This is a genomic window from Pseudovibrio sp. Ad37, from assembly GCF_001623075.1.
In the GTDB taxonomy this organism is placed as follows: domain Bacteria; phylum Pseudomonadota; class Alphaproteobacteria; order Rhizobiales; family Stappiaceae; genus Pseudovibrio.
Window position 1 is genome coordinate 54,052 of record NZ_LMCF01000047.1, and the last position, 15,050, is coordinate 69,101.

General features: G+C 53.0%; 13 protein-coding genes. 5 read left to right on the forward strand and 8 right to left on the reverse strand.

The window, feature by feature from the left end:
- Positions 1-33: 33 nt before the first annotated feature.
- Positions 34-747 (reverse strand): sulfite exporter TauE/SafE family protein, encoded by a 714-nt coding sequence (locus PsAD37_RS10565; protein ID WP_063296119.1) that lies wholly within the window; start codon positions 745-747, stop codon positions 34-36.
- Positions 748-874: 127 nt separating this feature from the next.
- Positions 875-1,126 carry a hypothetical protein gene (locus PsAD37_RS10570; RefSeq protein WP_063292918.1) on the reverse strand — a complete coding sequence of 84 codons (252 nt, stop codon included), beginning with the start codon at positions 1,124-1,126 and terminating at the stop codon, positions 875-877.
- 230 nt (positions 1,127-1,356) lie between these two features.
- On the opposite strand from PsAD37_RS10570, the gene dsrO reads away from it, so the two are divergent.
- The 4 genes from dsrO to PsAD37_RS10590 all read left to right on the forward strand — a co-directional run bounded on the left by dsrO (position 1,357) and on the right by PsAD37_RS10590 (position 9,870).
- Positions 1,357-2,076, forward strand: a complete 720-nt coding sequence (gene dsrO, locus PsAD37_RS10575; protein WP_063296120.1) for a sulfate reduction electron transfer complex DsrMKJOP subunit DsrO — start codon at positions 1,357-1,359, stop codon at positions 2,074-2,076.
- A 3-nt stretch (positions 2,077-2,079) separates the two neighbouring features.
- Positions 2,080-3,063: an NrfD/PsrC family molybdoenzyme membrane anchor subunit gene (gene nrfD / locus PsAD37_RS10580; protein WP_063296121.1), complete on the forward strand. Its 984-nt coding sequence runs from the start codon at positions 2,080-2,082 to the stop codon at positions 3,061-3,063.
- Positions 3,064-3,075: 12 nt separating this feature from the next.
- Complete coding sequence (locus tag PsAD37_RS10585) at positions 3,076-6,150, forward strand: molybdopterin-dependent oxidoreductase (RefSeq protein ID WP_063296122.1); 3,075 nt, start codon at positions 3,076-3,078, stop codon at positions 6,148-6,150.
- A gap of 324 nt (positions 6,151-6,474) precedes the next feature.
- Positions 6,475-9,870 (forward strand): hypothetical protein, encoded by a 3,396-nt coding sequence (locus tag PsAD37_RS10590; RefSeq protein WP_063296123.1) that lies wholly within the window; start codon positions 6,475-6,477, stop codon positions 9,868-9,870.
- Between the two features lie 32 nt (positions 9,871-9,902).
- On the opposite strand, the gene PsAD37_RS10595 is transcribed toward PsAD37_RS10590, so the two are convergent.
- Entirely contained in the window at positions 9,903-10,994 is a 1,092-nt protein-coding gene (locus PsAD37_RS10595) for a glycosyltransferase (protein ID WP_063296124.1), read from the reverse strand.
- Between the two features lie 262 nt (positions 10,995-11,256).
- Here PsAD37_RS10595 and PsAD37_RS10600 point away from each other — a divergent pair, with 262 nt between their 5' ends.
- The gene (locus PsAD37_RS10600; protein ID WP_063296125.1) at positions 11,257-12,471 is read left to right on the forward strand and encodes a serine hydrolase; all 1,215 of its coding nucleotides are present in this window, start codon (positions 11,257-11,259) and stop codon (positions 12,469-12,471) included.
- Here the strand turns inward: PsAD37_RS10600 and PsAD37_RS10605 are convergent.
- The 5 genes from PsAD37_RS10605 to PsAD37_RS10625 all read right to left on the reverse strand — a co-directional run.
- Positions 12,466-12,849, reverse strand: a complete 384-nt coding sequence (locus tag PsAD37_RS10605) for a VOC family protein (RefSeq protein WP_063296126.1) — start codon at positions 12,847-12,849, stop codon at positions 12,466-12,468. The genes PsAD37_RS10600 and PsAD37_RS10605 overlap by 6 nt on opposite strands.
- A gap of 158 nt (positions 12,850-13,007) precedes the next feature.
- The gene (locus PsAD37_RS10610; RefSeq protein WP_063296127.1) at positions 13,008-13,373 is read right to left on the reverse strand and encodes a VOC family protein; all 366 of its coding nucleotides are present in this window, start codon (positions 13,371-13,373) and stop codon (positions 13,008-13,010) included.
- A 60-nt stretch (positions 13,374-13,433) separates the two neighbouring features.
- Positions 13,434-14,219 (reverse strand): enoyl-CoA hydratase-related protein, encoded by a 786-nt coding sequence (locus PsAD37_RS10615; RefSeq protein WP_063296128.1) that lies wholly within the window; start codon positions 14,217-14,219, stop codon positions 13,434-13,436.
- An 84-nt stretch (positions 14,220-14,303) separates the two neighbouring features.
- Positions 14,304-14,825, reverse strand: a complete 522-nt coding sequence (locus PsAD37_RS10620) for a LysR substrate-binding domain-containing protein (protein ID WP_084407724.1) — start codon at positions 14,823-14,825, stop codon at positions 14,304-14,306.
- 21 nt (positions 14,826-14,846) lie between these two features.
- Positions 14,847-15,050: transposase (locus tag PsAD37_RS10625; RefSeq protein ID WP_193778197.1), on the reverse strand; the 204-nt coding region annotated here is incomplete at its 5' end.

A 15,050-nucleotide genomic window follows, 5' to 3' on the forward strand; every position in this document is an offset into this window, starting at 1 on the left:
ATTGTGCTGATTGTAGGGTGCGACCTGCAATATTCAAGGCATAATCATGGAGATGCCGGAGCCTGCCAGAACCAGATCAATCATCCGGTCATGATGCTTTGAACTGAGCTTGTTCAGGATCGCTTTGGCTGCATAGGTGCCAAGGGTGATCGACCCGCCCACCAGTGCCCCGCCAATGAGGATGTCCGTGCTCATGACATTGAGATAGCTGAAGGTCGCGGCCTTGGAGCCGAACACGAACAGGGAGGCCGCCGCCTCTGTTGCGATCAACGCGCTTTTGACGAGGCCGAAGGATGAAAACACGGCAAGGCTCAATGGGCCAGAGGAGGCGACCAGTCCGGTGATGAACCCGATGAGCGTTCCACCAAACACAAGGTGGATTGGTTTGGAGCCGATGTTTTTGGAGCGCAGCAAATAGCGCACGGGAATGAGCACCAGAAAGAACAGGCCAAGGATGGTGCTGCCAACGGATTCCGGAATAGCAATCAGCAGGTTCGCGCCCAGAGCAGCCATGGGAATGCTCGGCAGCGCGTAAAAGAACACCGCGCGCCAGTTGATCTCACTCCACCACACAATCACGCGCCCGCAATTGGCGATGAGTGCTGCAATCGCCATGATGGGAATGGCCGCTTTGGTGCCAAACACAACCACCAGAATAGGCAGCAGGATGATGGATGACCCTGTGCCAACAATGCCGGACAATACCCCGGCAAGCATGCCTGAAACGGCAATAATCAATATGCCCAAATGAGGAACCCTTGGAGAAAAGAATATTCTGAAAAACCTTCTGATCTGTATAAGAGCGACTGCCTCATGATGCAATTTGCTTGAAGAGAAGCTGCATTAAAAAATACAGCTTCGCTCCTCTAAACGGTTAAACAGAGTTTAGGCGGACAGGGTTGGGCGAGAGCGGAGAGACGCGCGCCTGATAGGTGGAATGAACTGGCACAGTAAAACGACCAGAAATCGGGCGGTCACCAGCTCCCGGTGCGGATCGCACCAACGGTATTGAGGCAATTGATGTTTCGCGATCGATGTCTCTCCAAACACCAGCGACCTGATGTTGAGGTTGCCAGACGCCTGATGGCACGGCCTGCCAGGCAGCGGTAAGATTGATAGCGGGCATGTTTGTTTTCCTTTATTCACCACGATCATTTGTTTGTGCAGCATGCTTATGGCTGCTCTCCTATGGACGAATGAGACGTGCACCTGTGATGACTAAGGGCTTGGTCTCTGGTGTTGCCCCGCCCATCTAGGGGAACTCCCCTAAGCCCGCAGATAACCTCCCCAATATTTTTGTTGTTGGCCTCCCGGTAGCTTGGGAACAACCCAAACCGTGACACTCCGGGGGGAGACATGAATTCAAGACGTGAGTTCCTCAAACTGGCCATGGCAGGCTCAACAGCTGCGATGGCAGCGCCGGCAGCTGCAAGCGCACAGGCAAAGCCCAAGCGCTGGGGCATGCTGGTGGATCTGCGTAAATGCATCGGCTGTCAGGCCTGCATCGTGGCGTGCACCATTGAAAACGACGTGCCCGCAGGCCAGCACCGTACCGCTGTCCCTACATACGAGCTGGATGGCCCGGATGGTCCAAGTCAGGCCGTGTTACCGCGCTTGTGCAACCATTGTGACGAGCCGCCGTGCATTCCGGTGTGTCCGGTCAATGCCACCTATAAAACCGATGAGGGCGCTGTGGTGGTGGATGCCGAGCAATGCGTGGCCTGCGGCTACTGCGTGCAGGCATGCCCATATGAAGCGCGCTTCATCAACCACAAAACCGGCGTTGCAGATAAGTGCACGTTTTGTGTGCATCGCACCTCTGTTGGTTTGCTGCCGGCCTGCGTTGAAACCTGCGTTGGCAACGCCCGTGTATTTGGCGATCTGAATGATCCGGAAAGCGAAATCCGCAAGCTGATGGCGCAGCATGAAACCAAGGGCCTGCGACCGGAATTTAAGACAGGACCAAACGTCTATTACATTGGGCTGGATGACAGGCTTGCCTCAACCGTAGCGGTTGGTGGTGGTGCCCGTGATTTGCGCCAAGGTCTTGAAACGCCTGCACATGGGGAGGTGTGAGTTATGCCTGCTGTTGACCTGATGTCTTTTGATCATGAAGCCGTCTGGCGGCCCTGGGCGGTCGCTTACTTCCTGCTGGTGGGTACGGGGGCAAGTGCTGCGTTGCTGCTGGCTTATGCTCGTCTTGTGCGCGTTGCAGAAGCCAAAGGCGCGCTGATTGTAGCTGCCAGTTTTGCATTGGCCTCCGGTTTGCCATTGCTGGCGGACTTGCACCAGCCTGCACGTTTTATACACTTCTACAGTGGCTCTGCGCCCGCTTCCATCATGTGGTGGGGCAGCTGGTTCTTGCCGTTGTTTATCGCCTCCACGCTTTTGCTGGCGTTCATGACTGGCCGTCGCGGCAACGCGCCCATGTGCGGCGGTGAACGCATGCTGACCATGATTGTCGGTGCTCTGGCCCTCTGCATTTTAGGGTACACCGCTGGTGAAATGAGCGTGGTCGCTGCGCGTCCGGTGTGGAACACACTCGGCTTTCCTGTTGTGCTCATTCTGACCGCTCTTATGAGCGGTGCCGGTGCCACCATGACCATTGATAGCCTCAATGGTGAGAAGGAGGAAGGCCGCTACATGCTGGTGGTGACAGGTGCTGCCACTCTGGTCGCGTTTGGCCTCTGGATGCTGACCGACACCAACCTCTCAACTCTGGCGGCTGACTATGCCCCTGTTGGGTTGTTCGGTGCGTTCATCATCGCAGGTGTCGTGGTTCCAGTGGTTCTGGCTGTGAGTGCAAGGGCCTCTTTGCTGCTGCGCGGTGTAAGTGGAGCGCTGGCCGTGTTTGGCGCATTGGCTTTCCGCTGGTCCACCTTCAACGGGGCGCAGCTCATGTCCAAAACCGAGACCGCATTTTACGGCCATGAAGCTGCGTTGTCTCAGGACGCTCTGCAAGCCTTGGCCGGGTCCGCAGGGCTGCTGATCCTCAGTCTGATTTTTGTGACGCTTCTCATCAACCTGCTGGCCGTGCGTGCCAGCAAGCAAACTCAAGCCTAAGGAGAGCCAGTTATGACTATTTCTCGCCGTGGTGTTCTTCAAGGTGCAACCGCTCTTGGCGCAACTGGCGCTGCCTTCTGGGGCTTTGCTGAAACAGGCAAAAATTTTTACCAAGGTGTAATGGGTTCAGCGCAAGCCAAAGGCATTGCCGGTGGTGCTTTACCACCGGAATACAAGGTGGACACATCCACTGGAGAGGTGATCCTCAACCCGGATCAACGGGTTGGCTACACCATGTGCATGGGCTGCACCAGCGTTTGCGGCATCCGTGTGCGGGTAGACAAAGCCTCTGGTGATATTCTGCGCGCCACCGGAAACCCGTACAGCCCACTCTCCACCAATCCGCACATTCCATACGACACGCCCATCAAAGAGGCGATCACCGGCCTGTCTGCCTATGGTGAGCAAGGCCTTGCCGGACGCTCCACTGCCTGCGGGCGCGGCAATGCTGCCATCGCCAAGCAAAATAGCAAGGAGCGTATTCTCAAGCCAATGAAACGCGTTGGCGAACGCGGCAGCGGCCAGTGGAAGGAGATTTCCTGGGACCAGCTGATTGAAGAAACCGTAGAGGGCGGTGACTTGTTTGGTGAAGGCAATGTGGAAGGCCTGCGCGCGATCCGCGACCTGAAGACACCGCTCGATCCGGAAAATCCGGAGTACGGTCCCAAAGCCAACCAGCTGGTGGTGATCCCGGTGTTTAAAAACGGTCGTTTGATGATGGCCGCCCGCTTTGCCAAAATGGCTTACGGCACCCGCAACTTCGTAGGGCACCGCTCCTATTGCGGCCTTTCCATGCGGGCTGGTTATGCGGCCATGCTGGATAACTTGAAGAAGCAGCCACACCTGAAGCCGGACTATCGCCATGCCAAGTACATGCTGTTTATCGGCACGGCCCCGGGCAATGCAGGCAACCCTTACAAGCTGCAAGGCACACTGATGGGCGCTGCCCGTGGGCGTGATGGGGTCAAATATGCAGTGGTGGACCCTGTTCTCACCAACTCTCAAAATCATGCGTTTGGCAAGGACAACACATGGGTTCCTATCAGGCCGGGCACCGATGGGGCTCTGGTGATGGGCATGATCCGCTGGATCATGGAAAACGAACGATATGACGCCAAGTTTCTGGCTCAACCGTCTGGCGCAGCAGCTCAGACGGCAGGGGAGGCCAGTTGGTCCAATGCAACGCATCTGGTCATTGATGATCCCGAGCATCCAAAAGGCGGCTCATTCCTGCGGCAAGGAATGGTAACAGCTGATCTGGAAGAAGATGCTCAAAAAGCACCAATGTGCCTTGATGCGCAAACGGGAGAGCTTTCTCCTGCAAAGGGCCGCCCTGCCACACTGTTCCACCAGGGAACCGTGAGACTTCTGGATGGTTCTACTGTGCCCGTAGCCACCAGTCTGAGCTTGCTGCGCCGGGAGGCACTGCGCAAAACACTTGCTGAATACTCCACCGACTGCGGTGTACCGGAAGAACGCATCATCTCTCTGGCACGCGATTTCACCAGCGTTGGCAAACAGGCAGCTGCCGATTGCCACGGCGGCACTATGCATGCAGCAGGCTTTTACACCGCCTACGCCATCGTCATGCTCAACGCACTGGTCGGCAACCTCAACGCCAAAGGCGGCACCACAGCAGGTGGTGGTCGCTTCAAGGATGTGCAGAAAGGCCCACGCTATAACCTGCTTGCCTTCCCCGGCAAAGTGAAGGTGAAAGGCGTGGATGCAGGCCGCGGTGGCTTCGCCTACGAGAAAACCAGCGAGTTCAAGCGCTTGGTTGCGGATGGCAAGAACCCATACCCTGCGCAGGCGCCATGGCATTCCTTCACCCAACCCATGGGCGCGCAATGGCTCACCTCTGTGTTGGAAGGGTATCCTTACAAAGCCAAAGCCGTGATCACATGGTCCTCCAACCCGGTCTACGGTGTTGCGGGCATGGAAAACGACGTCAAAGAGAAGATCAAAGACACCAAGCGCCTGCCGCTGTTCATCGCCATTGACCCGTTCATCAACGAAACTTCTCGTTTCGCAGATTATATCGTGCCGGACCGTGTGTTCTACGAGGCATGGGGCTGGGCGTCTGCCTGGGGCGGTGTGCCAACCAAGGTCTCAACGGCCCGCTGGCCGGTGGTAGATTGCCAGACTGGCAAAACACCAGATGGCCGCCACATGGACATGGACAACTTCTTCATCGACGTAGCCAAACGCATGGACCTGCCGGGCTTTGGAGAAAAAGCCATCCCGGATGCCGACGGTAACCTGCACCCGCTGCACCGCTCAGAGGATTTCTGGATGCGGGCTGGAGCCAACGTGGCGTTTGATGGCGGTGCAGTGCCGGAAAGTGATGACGTCGACATGACGATCACCGGTGTGGATCGTATCCGCGCGGACTTGGAAAGCACGTTAAAGCCAGATGAATGGCGCCGTGTTGCTTATGTTTACAACAGAGGTGGCCGCTATGAGGATGCAGCGAAAACCTACAAGGGCGACACCTTCGCTCGCTCCTACAAAAAGGGTATTCAGGTCTGGAACGAGACTGTTGGCACCGCGCGAAACTCCATGACGGGCAAGAAGTTTGCTGGCTGCCCAACATGGCAGGCCCCAAGCTTTGCCGACGGAACTCAAGTGGACAAAGCCTTCCCGCCGGATCTATGGCCGTTCCGCGTTGTCAGCACCAAATCTCAGCTGCGCTCTTCCAGCACCGGAGGCAATCCGTATCTGGATGATCTGAAACTCTCCAACGCCATCGCCATCAACACGGTGGATGCGGACCAACTCTCAATCAAAACCGGAGACTGGATCACCGTCATCTCCCCAAGCAACCGCATCAGCGGGCAGGCCTTGGTTCGCAAGGGCATCGCTCGGGGCGCCATCGGCATCGAGCACGGCTACGGCCACCGCGAGTTAGGCGCACGCACTCACAAGATCGGAAAGGTCATTTTGGAAGGACATTCTGAGCGGGGCCTCGGCACCAATAGCAATGACCTGGGCTACACCGACCCAACCAGCAAAGGCCCGGCCCTGCTCGCCGACCCCGTCGTCGGCAGCATAGCCCGTCAGGCTCTCCCCGCGCGTATAGAAAAATGAGCTAACCGAACCCCAGAACACATCTAGGGCTCTCGGAAAAAGAATGCGCCAACAAAAACATCAGGCACTGTCCCCAGCGGTGCCTGAAAACAACAAACAGCCAAAGCCAAACGCCCCTCCAACTCGGTACGAGGCACATCTCGGGCAGAAAAACTCCCACGACCCTCGCTTGATTTGGCGGGGGGCTTTTTTGTGAGGGAAGGGGCCACTCAATTCAGCTTTTTTAATAAATATTCGCTCGATAGAGGGGGATTGGCGAAACATTATCTCATGGCGTAAGTGATATCCCGCATTAAGGTATTTTAGTGCGCCAAGAGGTCCGTTATGGCTGGTTCCGATATCCCTTCCGGTTCAAATGAAACTGCTGGTACTCAAAAACAGTCCAGTCAGGTTGATGCATGGGCAAATGCCATGCTCAAGGTCTGCAGTATTGATCCTTCTGAGGCCGATACTGACTCTTCCTATGGAGATGAAGTGCCAGAGGCACTTGAGGTATCGCTTGATACAGCAGAAGGCGTTCAGGTTGCGGTGGCACAGGCTTATGTTGAGTTCGGAAGTCTTACGGCAAAGGCCCATCTGATCATTGACAAGGAACAGCTCAAGATATTCGAGAATTTTGAGCAGAAAACCGATGATTACCTGAATGAAGCAGAACTTGCGGCTGTAGGTGAAGACATTGATGCTGCAAATGATTGCCTCGATAATGCAAAGCTTAGCTTGAAGGGCATGAGTGACACTCTTGACCGTGGTGTTTCAACTGCGCTCAAGCTGGATAATTATGTTCATCAAGTCTCTGATCTGCTCAAAGAAGCTGGCACCTATTACAAACAGCGTAATAAGATCCCCTATGAAGAACAGCTTTCTGATCTTTTAAGCTACCAGACCATGGTGGAGACACTGGGGCAGGAAGCCAAGTTGCTGCTCTCTGAAAACCGTGTTGCAGACGCCAAAACAGCCATCGATCAGATGAAGACTGCTATCGGCAACATGCCCAAGTGTTTCGAAGCGCCGAAGAATGCCAAGACTGCGAAGAAAGCCACTGCTGATGAGGTGGAGTTCGGTCTGGTTTCAAAAGGGGCGCATGCCTTTGAAGATGTCGAAGCTCTTGGTGATGTCTTTGCAGAAGAGGTGGCGCTCAACGAACGCGGTGATGCAATTTTCAACATACATCAGAAAATTCAGGAAGATCATAAACAAGACCAGACTGGTTGGTCCAAGAAACATTCGACCGAGTTTGAGGAGGCTTTTGAGCTTTCGAAATCTGCCCTTGATGGAGCTCAGGATATTTATCAGGGTCTTTGGCTTGATTCAGACGTTAAAAAAGCGCTGCCAAAGCTTGATAGCCTGATCGAAACAGGGCGAACCATGCATATGCGCATGAAGAAAGTTGCTCTGACCGCTCAAGGACATAACGACGCTGAAACAGCGGAAATCATTTCGGCTGAGAAGGAAAGCGCCGGCGATGTTCTGGAGCAGCGTCTGGCCCGTTTGAGGGAAGATCTGAATAGCCTGAAAACAGCCATCAATACAAGTAATGCCAATTGGCGTCCGATATGTCAGGACGTCAATGGAGCGGAGTTTGAGACCGTCTATCAGGGTGCTCTGTCATACCAAGAAGATGGAATGGCTTGTTCTCAGGAGAATAGAGAGGATAAAGAAGCGCATTGCGAGCAACTTCAGCAATATGTTTCCTCTGCCAAGTTTGCATTGATGCAGATGCAGCAGCTATTTGCTAAAGCTCAGGAAATTCGAAATAATGATATTTCTGGCATTAACATCAAAGCGAAGGAAGCTACTGCGAAACTGCAGGACTTGGTGAAGCGCCGGCCAGAGATTGTGGCTTGGAGCGTTGAGCTGGGAACCTTCGATAAGGTCCGCGCGCGCGCTTCAAAAGCACTTGAAGCGCTCAATGTGGCTATGGCTGACAATAGCATGGCCGTGAGTGTGGGTGCGTTGAACGCTTTCAATAGCCAAATTGCTGATATGCAGGAAGCGTTTGCTGCTGCAGCAGCTGAAATACAGAGTATTGGGGCGGACGTAAAATTCCGCATAAAGAACGTAAAGAGCGCGTTTGCCACGCTCGCGGCCCGAAAAAGTGAGTTGAAGAAAAAGCCAAATGAGTTTGCAGAATTCTACAAGGCAAACAACGAAGCCTTTACGCTGCTCACACAGGATCAGGTTGTTCTGTCCAACTGCGATAAAAAGGCTGCTGACGATATGTTGGCAGGCGTTGAAGTTGCGCTTGGTAAAATGCGGACATTACTTGGCATGCCGGATGCTGGTGAGGGCGGTGCGCAAACGGATGCCTCAGGCCGCAGACACGAGTTATTGCAGGTTGTGCGCCGTAAATTTAGCCAATTGAAACAGCTTGATAAGTGGGCCCGAGAGAATCTTGAGGTCGAAGGCCACTATGCGGATTTCGCTGATACCTATGCGGATGCTCAAGAACAGTGTAACACCTTCAAGGTGGGCCTCATCGCGCTTGCCAATATGGACAAGAAGGTCGTCGAAGTCGCCTTGCGCGCCATTGATCAGGATCTGGATGTTATGGACAACCTTTTCCAGGCAGCCAGAGAGCAGATGGAGCAGCTGAAAGGCGCTGACGCAATTGAGGGTGAACTTAACCCGAAGTCAGACCTTCTGGAACGCATCAAAGCCTATAATCCTCGCATAACCAAATATGAAGACAATACAGGTTTATTCCAGGATCTGGGTGAAAAGGATTTCTATAAAGGCACCATCGCTAATCTGAGAGAGTGCTTGTTGACTGCCTCTGGTTTCTATTATGAGGATGATGATCCCAAGGGCGAAGCTGAACTGGAAAAGATTGAGGTTTACTTCGACAGCCTTGATGAGTGTCTCAAGCAAGCCGCAGTGACTCGGAAAGAAATTGAAGGGTTTGAGCATATTGTCGATATGGCGAGCCAGTCACTTGCTGATTTGAATGCCAAAGATGAAAACCTTAAAACCCCGCCTCAACGGAATGCCTTTGTTTCGAATAGCGCTGAAGTGAAAAAGCTTATGGCACTGGTCAACAAACATATCGGTCGTCAGGATATCAAGCCAATCCGCGATATCATTCCAGAGCTGCAGGCAGCCGTTCAGAAGATGGAAGATGAGTTCCCGAAATCCAGAAGCGAGAAAGTGAAAGCTGCTCTTGGGAAGAAGAAGAAGGGCACATTCGAAGACGAACTGGCGGTCATGCAACGACGGCAAGCTGCTGCTGAGGCAGAAAGAGCGGCTGAAGAAGAGCTCCGCGCAAACTCTGACGAACATCTAAGCGCAGAAGAAAAACAAGCCAAGGCCAATAAGAAAGAAATCTGGGAAATGGAAACAGTCGTTTTCAACGCCTGTGAAATCATGGTTGGTTTGGATAAAAAATTCGAGCCTGCGGAAAAGGAGCTGAGCCAAAAAGGAAAAGCGGCTCGCAGTTCAAGAGAGAAGCAGAAGCTGGCGAAAGAAAGAGCGCCGCTGACGCAGTATTATAACAATAGAGAAGCCTTTAAGGCCCTGATCGTAGACATCGGAGCGCTGCACCGAGAGTTGAAAATTGACGAAGCTTGGAAGCTCATTCCTAAGATCAAGGCCGCCGCCTTAAAGATGGAAGATGAGTACCCAAAAACACGGTCTGAAAAAGCAAAAGCCGCTCTCAGCAAAAAGAAGAAGAAAGACTTCTTCGGTGATGATGTGGAACCTAAGAGCGGCAAGAAAAAGAAATAGTCAGAGGAGAGCAAAAGAGCGGCGTAGCGAGACTATGCCTCCTCCTCCAGTCGCTTTCGCAGGGCGTATTTGACGAGTTTGTTGGGTTTAGAAAGCAGGGACTTGAGGTGCCTGCTCTTTGAGATTTCGCGCTGGAGTTTGTAAAGAACCTCTGCGCTTTCAGTGTCTTCAATCCGCATGGCCTGATCAAACAGAAGCCCAAAGGCCTGGCCCAGGGCTTTTTTGTTGAACTTTTCCTTATTGTTGAGCAGGAAGGCTTTGACCTGATCGATATCCATTGAGTTCAATGACTTGCGATCCACAAAGGCTTTTTTGTTGCAGTAATAGTCCTGCCGTGCGGAGATGAGGCGCTCGCGCACAAGCCGCTCATCAATGGCTTCCAGATCGAACTCATCTGCCATCTGGTCCACCGGATCGCGGTGCCCGGCGCGGCGTTGCTGCACGCTGATTTCTGCAAGGCGGGTGATGTAAAAATGCTTCCAGAACCTGTTGGTCAGATCACGCTTATCCGGAAACCCGCGATAGGCAACAAGTCGCTCTGGCAGGTTGGCGAAGGAGTACCTGTCCTGCGCGCGTAACCAGAGGTCATAATCCTGACAGATCGTGAAGATCTCGCGATAGCCTCCAAGGTCCATAAGCGCGCGGCGGCGCATCATCATGGAGGGGTGAACGAAGGTGTTCTGACCGCGATCCAATTGCGCTTTAATCTCGAAATCATCCTCTGGAAAGTCAAAGGAGCCCATGACCCTGTCATGATCGTTGATTTGATCAGCGAAGGTACCGAGAAACGAAATGTCCGGGTTTTCTTTAAGGAATTCAATCTGCTTGGCAAACCGCTCCGGTCTGCACAGATCGTCGCCATCCATACGGGCGATATAAACTCCACTGGCCTGTGTGATGCCAAAATTCAGGGCGCCAGCCATTCCGAAATGAGGGGAATGCAGCAGCTTGAACCGGTCATCGACAGTGGCAATGTCTGCACACACGTCCTCTGATCCGTCAGAGGAGTGATCATTGATCATCAGCACCTCAAAGTGAGGGAAGCTCTGGTACTTTAGGCTCTGCAATGCGGGCAGCAGATATTTGCCGCAATTGTGAACCGGAAGAACGACACTGATCTCCACAATACCAACCTCATAGCGTGCTCGGGAATCTGCGAAAGGGCATGCGGGCCAAACCTAACAGCTTCCGAGCCCGGTTTATTCTGGCAGATCTGCTTGGTTATAGAGCGAGGTATGATTTGTTCTGAGGCGACTAAGTATCCGCCTCTCAGGTTGCCCAACTGTGGCCTTTTGCTAAAGAGAGAAGACAGGCTTTGCCAATCTCATGCGCTCTCTTTAAGAGAAGAGGGACGATTCCCAGCTGGCTGACCTGAGGCGATTTGAAATGCGCACCCTGAAAGAGATGTTTCTTGATCCTATCCTGAGCATAAAGGATGCGCTGGAGAACCTCTCCCCCGCCAAACAGATCACGCCTGAGATGATTGCCTTGCGCAACACGTCTGACATGGATCTCCTCTTTCAGCTCTGGAATGGCAATGGAGAAGACCTGTCCATGTTCACGGCTGGCTTCCTTTCGCTGGTGGGAGAGCAGGGGCTGAAGCGGTCTTTGGAGGATGCGCTCGCTGCTTACGGAGCAGCGCAAGAAATCAGCAAAGAAACGCAAAAAAACGCATTTCTCGTCAAAACAACGCACTTTAAGATCGTCGTGTTGTTGGAGCGGGAAAGGTCTGGCAAAATCAAAGGCTTATTCATAAGACCTGCGCTATATCAGGTTGAAGATCTTGATGAGTGCTTGTCTTTGATGCAAGAGATTGCTGGAACCTCCAGCCTCCTCATTCGCAAAGATGGCGTAGAATATTTCAGCAAAAATGCAGATCAGCCACTGGCGATTGGTCCGGCTTACAAGCTGTTTGTGATGCAGGAACTGGTGCGCCGCGTAAAGAGCGGCGAACTGAAGTGGAACCAGAAAGTTCGGCTCGAGAAAGATCTGGAATCTCATCCAGTTAGCAACCTTTACGCCAAAATGAGTGGTGGGCTGGTGACCTTGCAGGTGCTCGCACAGCACATGATGGCAGCCTCTGATAACTCGGCTGCGGATGTTGTTCTTAACCTCATCGGCACTAAGGCACTGGAAACACGCGAAGAACGGACGCCGTTCCTGACATCTCGCCAGTTCTATCAACTCAAGGCGGATCGTGCTCTTGCTGATAAATACGGTCAGGCGGATGTTGCTAAGCGTCGGAAAATTCTGGAGAAAATCGAGGAACGCCCTCTGCCGGCGATTGAGGATGTGGCAGACCCATACCTCACCGGAGTGGAATGGTATGCAAGTGCAGAAGAACTTTGTGATGTGATTGGCGAAATTGCTGATGACAAAGCCATGCAGTTCAACCCTGGCCTTGCGGAAAAGACGGATTGGCAACGCATTGCATTCAAGGCTGGTAGCGAGATCGGTGTTCTGAATTTTACTTATGATCTCAAAGGTTTGAATGGAACACACTGGCAAGTCGCGCTGACGTGGAACCACGATGATATTCTGCCGGAGGGCAAGCTGCTTGGCCTTACCAACGCACTGCTTCAGGAGCTGAAAAAGCTATAGCTTGTGCTGCACCATGTCTTCGGGCTGCATCAGTTCAACGCGGTTGCCGAAGGGGTCATGGGTGGTTCTTCTCAGGAAGCCAATGAAGGTCGGGTCCTCTGAAACCTCATAGCCCGCATCCCGCAGGTGCTGTGTGAGTTTGATGATATCATCCACCACGAAAGCCGGATGCCCCACCTTGTTGGCGACGAACGGGCCTTGCACGGTCAGGTGCAAATTGACAGAACCCACGGAAAACCAACCACCTGAACGGTGCCGTATGCTCTCAGGTCGCTCAATCTCTTCAAAGCCCAGCAAGTCTACATAAAACTCACGCGCGAGCTTATCCCCGTCAGGGGCGATTGGAAGGTTGAAGTGCTGCAAACTGAGAATGGTCATCTGCGGGGACTCCTGTGCCGAGGTGAGCTTGCTTGAGTAACTCACCCTCTAACATACACAGGATATCGTGAGGTTTTCGAAAACTCGAAGATTTTCTGATTATTTATCAATGTCTAAAGCAGAAATTTGAATTCTATTCTGGCGTGCAGCGCCAGCAGTTAGCCCGTCTTCTGCATCAGCTCTATGCGATTACCAAACGGGTCTTCAGTGAACTTTCTGATGTAGCCCGGCAATGGCTTGTCATCTTTCAATACAGCACCTGCAGCGGCGAGGCGATCGACAGTTTCCTGAAGATTATCAAACAGAAAGGCAGGATGGGCTTTTTTGCTTGGAGTGAATGGCTCTTCCACGCCAACATGCAGGTTAACGCTGCCAGCGGTGAACCAGGCTCCGCCACGGACTTGTAAAGACGCAGGTTTTTCGACTTCAACGAAACCTAACAGCCCGATGAAGAAGGCACGCGCTGCTGCCTCTTCACCTTTTGGCATGGTCATCTGAACATGATCCACTGCAATAATACCCATAGATTTCTCCGCAATTATGGTTTTGGGACACGCTGCAACCACCCAAGAGGGACGCAGGCGCTATTTGAAAATAGGTGAGCGTTTTTCAAGAAACGCGTTCAGGCCTTCGGCATGGTTCTCCGAATTTCCAGCCCTTCGCTGCATCTCCGCTTCCCGCACAAGCTGGTCTTCCAACGTGCTATCAGCTGATGCATGAATGAGGTGTTTGGTCATGGCATAAGCCGATGTTGGGCCTTTTGCAAGTTTAGTTGCAATATCTAGTACCTCGCCCTGAAGTAGGTCATCTTCAATGGCTTCCCAGATCAGGCCCCAATCCGCTGCGCGGTCTGCTGTCAGCGGCATGCCTGTCAGCATCAGCCCTTTAGCCCGCACCTCGCCCACCATCCGCGGCAAGTGGAAGGACGCACCAGCTCCGGGTACAAGGCCTAACTTGCTGAAAGCGTGGATGAATTTTGCGCTCTTAGCTGCAAAAACCATGTCGCAGGCAAAGGCGAGACCTGCGCCAGCACCTGTGGCAACACCGTTCACAGCACACAAAACTGGCTTTTCCATCTGGCGGATCGCGTGAATAATCGGGCTGTAATGCTGGGTTAGAACATCACCCAGATCAGGCTTCTCTCCAGTGCTGTCGGGCAGAATGTCATTGAGGTCCTGTCCGGTACAAAAGGCGCGGCCTGAGCCTGTGAGGATAACCGTGCGCACTTCAGGGTTGGTGCGGGCTACATTCAGCGCGGTCAGCAGGTCCTGCCGCATCTCTGGTGAGAGAGCATTGAGTTTGTCTGGGCGGTTGAGCGTTATTCTCAAAACACCACCAAGCTGTTCTTTTAAAAGGGTATCTTGCGCCATACTCTCTCGTCCCATGCAATCAGTCACTAAAATCTGCGGGGATACTAACGAATTGCTCAGCCTACGCCCATAAGCCATTTGGTCTTACCGACGGGCTTTTGCGCTCTCGACGATATGTTGGATAAAAGCACGCGTGCGTTTCGGTCTGTGCTTTCTTGCAGGGGTCTCAATGTAAAGCGGTACCTGAGGGATCTGCAGAGTGGTTTTTAAGAGATGCAAACGGCCTTGCCCTACCTCTTGCTCACAAAGTGAGATCGGCAGCACAGCAACGAAATCCGTTGATAATGCAAGTTGTTTGGTCAAACGGAAGTTGGTGGTCTCTATCATATGAGTGGAGGTTGTACCCACCGAGAACTCAGCTAGAAAGCCTTCCGGGTCTTGGAGAGCAAAGGAGGCAATGTTGTCCTCTGTGATGAGCTCCTGCGGTTTGCGAGAGAATAGTCCAACAGGGTCATAAGTGTAGCGCTGCGCGATCAGGGTTTCGTCTCCCGGATGCCGCGCGCGGATGGCAAGATCGAAGTGATTTGCCACGAGATCCACCGGATTGTCGCTCATATCAACGTAAAACGAGACCTTGGGATGCAGCTTGCCAAAGCTGCTCAGCAGCGCTTCTAGAGCTTGTCGCGTTTAATCGGTCATGTATCCAGCTGTTTTGAAGAAGTTGTTGCACTCTTGCTTTGTGAAGAGGTCGCAGACTTGGCCTGCGGCCTGCCACAGTGCTTGATAACTTCTTGCTGCGGCCTTGCGGATCAAGGCCTTGAGTTTGGAAAATGCCATCTCGATGGGATTGAGATCCGGACTGTAAGGTGGGAGGAATAAAAACCATGCACC

Coding starts and splice junctions, on each gene's coding strand:
- PsAD37_RS10570 (WP_063292918.1), bottom strand. CDS start 1,126: ATGCCCGCTATCAATCTTACCGCTGCCTGGCAGGCCGTGCCATCAGGC.
- dsrO (WP_063296120.1), top strand. CDS start 1,357: ATGAATTCAAGACGTGAGTTCCTCAAACTGGCCATGGCAGGCTCAACA.
- nrfD (WP_063296121.1), top strand. CDS start 2,080: ATGCCTGCTGTTGACCTGATGTCTTTTGATCATGAAGCCGTCTGGCGG.
- PsAD37_RS10585 (WP_063296122.1), top strand. CDS start 3,076: ATGACTATTTCTCGCCGTGGTGTTCTTCAAGGTGCAACCGCTCTTGGC.
- PsAD37_RS10590 (WP_063296123.1), top strand. CDS start 6,475: ATGGCTGGTTCCGATATCCCTTCCGGTTCAAATGAAACTGCTGGTACT.
- PsAD37_RS10600 (WP_063296125.1), top strand. CDS start 11,257: ATGCGCACCCTGAAAGAGATGTTTCTTGATCCTATCCTGAGCATAAAG.
- PsAD37_RS10605 (WP_063296126.1), bottom strand. CDS start 12,849: ATGACCATTCTCAGTTTGCAGCACTTCAACCTTCCAATCGCCCCTGAC.
- PsAD37_RS10610 (WP_063296127.1), bottom strand. CDS start 13,373: ATGGGTATTATTGCAGTGGATCATGTTCAGATGACCATGCCAAAAGGT.
- PsAD37_RS10615 (WP_063296128.1), bottom strand. CDS start 14,219: ATGGCGCAAGATACCCTTTTAAAAGAACAGCTTGGTGGTGTTTTGAGA.